Annotated in this window: 2 protein-coding genes and 1 pseudogene; 1 reads left to right on the top strand and 2 read right to left on the bottom strand. The window is 30.7% G+C overall.

Features of this window, described 5'->3' with window-relative positions; genetic code table 11:
- The coding region (locus AJ886_RS08080) for a flagellin A (protein ID WP_070287518.1) at positions 1 to 1,505 on the top strand (1,505 nt) is incomplete at its 5' end.
- 30 nt (positions 1,506 to 1,535) lie between these two features.
- Here the strand turns inward: AJ886_RS08080 and AJ886_RS08075 are convergent.
- Positions 1,536 to 3,422 carry a motility associated factor glycosyltransferase family protein gene (locus AJ886_RS08075; RefSeq protein WP_083267258.1) on the bottom strand — a complete coding sequence of 629 codons (1,887 nt, stop codon included), beginning with the start codon at positions 3,420 to 3,422 and terminating at the stop codon, positions 1,536 to 1,538.
- A pseudogene (locus tag AJ886_RS10895) lies at positions 3,419 to 3,906 on the bottom strand (DUF115 domain-containing protein); the annotation flags it as partial. The pseudogene AJ886_RS10895 and the gene AJ886_RS08075, both read right to left, overlap by 4 nt.

The raw sequence follows: 3,906 nt of genomic DNA, 5'->3' as shown, positions 1-3,906 counted from the left end.
TAGGTATCTTACAAACTGCAGATAAGGCTATGGATGAGCAACTTAAAATCTTAGATACAATCAAGACTAAGGCAACTCAAGCGGCTCAAGATGGACAAAGCTTAAAAACAAGAACCATGCTTCAAGCAGATATTAACCGCTTGATGGAAGAACTTGATAATATCGCTAATACTACTTCATTTAATGGTAAACAACTTTTAAGTGGTAATTTTATCAATCAAGAATTTCAAATCGGTGCAAGTTCAAATCAAACTGTAAAGGCTACCATAGGAGCAACTCAATCTTCTAAAATCGGTTTAACACGCTTTGAAACCGGAGGAAGAATTTCTGAAAGTGGTGAAGTGCAATTTACTTTGAAAAACTACAACGGTATAGATGATTTTAAATTCCAAAAAGTTGTGATTTCAACTTCAGTAGGAACAGGACTTGGGGCTTTAGCTGAAGAGATCAATAAAAGCGCTGATCAAACCGGTGTTAGAGCTACCTTTACAGTAGAGACTAGGGGTATATCAGCAGTTAGAGCAAGTACCACTTCAGATGATTTTGCTATTAATGGGGTAAAAATCGGCCAAGTAGAATATAAAGATGGCGATGCTAATGGAGCCTTAGTTGCTGCGATTAACTCTGTAAAAGACACTACAGGGGTTGAAGCTTCAATTGATGCTAATGGACAGCTTTTGCTTACCTCAAGAGAGGGTAGAGGGATTAAAATTGATGGTGATATTGGTAGAGGTGCTTTTATCAATCCAAATATGAAAGAAAATTACGGTCGCTTATCTTTGGTTAAAAACGATGGTAAAGATATTCTAATCAGTGGTTCTGGACTTTCTTTTGCAGGTTTTGGTGCGAGCAATTTTATCTCTCAAGCTTCTGTTTCTTTAAGGGAATCAAAAGGAAGATTTGATGCCAATGTTGCTGATGCTATGGGATTTGGTTCTGCAAATAAGGGAGTTATGTTAGGTGGTTATTCTTCTGTTAGTGCTTATATGAGTAGTGCAGGAAGTGGATTTTCTTCAGGTTCAGGTTATTCTGTAGGTAGTGGTAAAAACTATTCTACAGGTTTTGCAAATGCTATAGCTATTTCAGGTGCTTCTCAACTTTCTGCAGTATATAATGTTTCTGCAGGTTCAGGTTTTTCAAGTCAAAGCGGACTTTCTCAGTTTGCAACTATGAAGACAACTGCTTTTGGGGTAAAAGATGAAACTGCAGGTGTAACTACACTTAAAGGTGCTATGGCAGTGATGGATATAGCAGAAACTGCTATAACAAATCTTGATCAAATCAGAGCAGACATTGGTTCAGTGCAAAATCAAGTTACATCAACTATAAATAACATTACCGTAACTCAAGTCAATGTCAAAGCAGCAGAATCAACCATAAGAGATGTAGACTTTGCAGCTGAAAGTGCAAATTTTTCTAAATATAACATCCTTGCGCAATCAGGTTCTTATGCTATGAGTCAGGCTAATGCAGTGCAGCAAAATGTTTTAAAACTTCTTCAATAATTTCTTAGATGCTTTTATGCATCTAAGCTTTTAAAGTGCTTTTTTCTTTTCTAAAAAGTCTTGCAAAGGTAAAATAGCGATTTTAAGTCTTTTGTCTTGAGCTTCTAAAAGTTCTATGATATTTTCTATCAAAGATTCATGCGCATAAATCCAAGCAAAAAGTTTATTTTGTTTATCAGATTCATCTTTGATATCTTTAAGATATAAAGGCGTTAATATACTTTGTTCATGATGTAAAGTAGGGCCTAAAATTTCTTGTAAAAAGAGATATTTTTTATTTGAAAGTTTTTCTTTGATTTTGTCTATATTCTGGTTTATTTGTTCAAGAGAGAGCTTGTTTTTTCCATGGGTAAGATTGTGAATTTGTTTTTGAACTTTTTTACACTCTTTTTTAAAATTTAAGGATAAATTCATATTTTTTTTAATTTTTTGATAGATTTTTAATCCGAGTTTTACTTGTTTTTTAGTATTTAAAACTTGTAATTTTTTAAATTTTTTATCTTTTTTATTTTCGAGTAAATTTTCGCAAAGTTCTTTAAAAGGTTTTTCTATAGCGCTTTCTATCCTAGCACCTCCTTCAGTGCAATTATAAGTTTTACTTTTGCTAAAAGCAATGAAATTTTCAAAAATTTGTCTAAAAAGTGTCCAAATTTCAGAACTTTGAACTTTTCCATTTCCTCCATAAGCTGTAGTGCTAAATCTATCTAAGTCCCTTTCATAGTCTCCATTGTGTAAATTAGCATGGATGAAACCTTGAGAATGTGTTTGCCCATCTTTGGCATAAGCTAAATCCTGACCTATGAGAATGATGTTGTTATGTCCTAAATTTTCAGCCAGTTCATAAGCCATATGAGATACACTCATGCCTGCGTTAATATATCCATAATCGTCTAGCCCCAAGCATCTCGCAAAAGGCTGGCCTTTTATGATTAAAATGTATTTTCTTTTATTTTTTTTAAGATAAGAAATGGTTTTTTTATGCACCAAAGAAGCTACTAGAAAAATGATGTCTTTATCAAAATCTTTAAAATCATTGTTAAAACATTCAGCTACTATTTCATCGCGTTCCAACATACAAACATAATCAGGCTTTATACCATGTTTAGCTAAAATAGGATAAGAAGAATCCGCACAAAAAATTGTAGCTTTATTAGCATATTTTTTTAACAAAGGAAGTTGTTTAGTAAGAGATGGTCCTGTAGAAACAATGATAGCTGTATCACTTATACCCTTTCTTTTAGAAAGTAATTCTTTATAACTAGGATGAGTAATCATTTGAGGAAGATTATAAACAAATTGTTCTATACCTTGCATGGCATCTTTAGGATCATTACCACGCATAAGATTGTGATTTTTGATGATTTGCATGTTGAGTTTATTAAGTTTTAAAATATCTTCTTTATAGTGTTCATAAAAATCATTAGCAATGTGTAGATTATAAGAACGATAAAACAAATCCCCTATCAAACGAAAAACTTTATCCATTTTAGGAAGATTAATATCATCATGATGTAAAATAATGAGTCGCCCTAAGCTTAAATCTTTGCTAAAATCTATGAAATTTAAGGCCAAAAAGATAAGTTCTAATTCTTTTTCAAAGATGATTATTCTTTTAAGTGCTTGATTTTGAAGTAGAATTTTATATAAAATTCCATTTCCAAAACCATAAAAAAAAAGCACAGGATAGCGTGTAAAATCTTTAAAATATTCTAAATTTTTTTCAAGCTCTTTGATGGGATCTTGATACATTTTTTTTAAATTTCTTTTTTTTATGATATTGATATCAAGATTATCTTTTCCTTGAGTGAAAGTAAATTCTCTAAGCTCTTTTAGATCCTCAAGTTTTTTGCGTAAGTCGTTATACTCAAAACCGCTTAAAGCTTTTAAATTTTTGTTAAAATTATTTTCTTCTCTCACCTTCTCACCCTTTCCATCCATTTATCTAATTTTCTTTCTTTAAGTTTTTCTTCTAAAGGAAGTATATTTTTAATCAAAGCATTTTCTTGTGCTTTAATATGTCCATAAACTAATTCCATAAATTCTAAATGTTCTTTTATCCAAAGAATACTTTTATTAAAAGCATCTTCTTTGGTTTTAGGATTTAAGACATAAATTCTAGTAAGATTAAGTTCAAATTGAGTACGCAGAGGTTGTAAAATTTCATATAAATCTTGCATTTGTTTGATATTTTCTAATTTATTTTTAAATTCATCTATTTTTCTAATAGCCCAATTGATATCCTCTTCTTTTTCATTTAAACTCAAATATATACTTTGTATTTTTTTAAAATCATTGCTGAGTATTTTACTAAAATCTCTACAATGTTTAATACTTTTACAAACTTTATAATAAGCCTTAAGTAAAAACTCATTTTGTTTATTTAAACTTAAAGGTTCTAATT

The organism is Campylobacter sp. BCW_6465, assembly GCF_001762815.1.
Classification (GTDB): domain Bacteria; phylum Campylobacterota; class Campylobacteria; order Campylobacterales; family Campylobacteraceae; genus Campylobacter_D; species Campylobacter_D jejuni.
The sequence above is the reverse complement of the archived record's forward strand: the minus strand, read 5'-3'. Positions and strand labels throughout refer to the sequence as shown.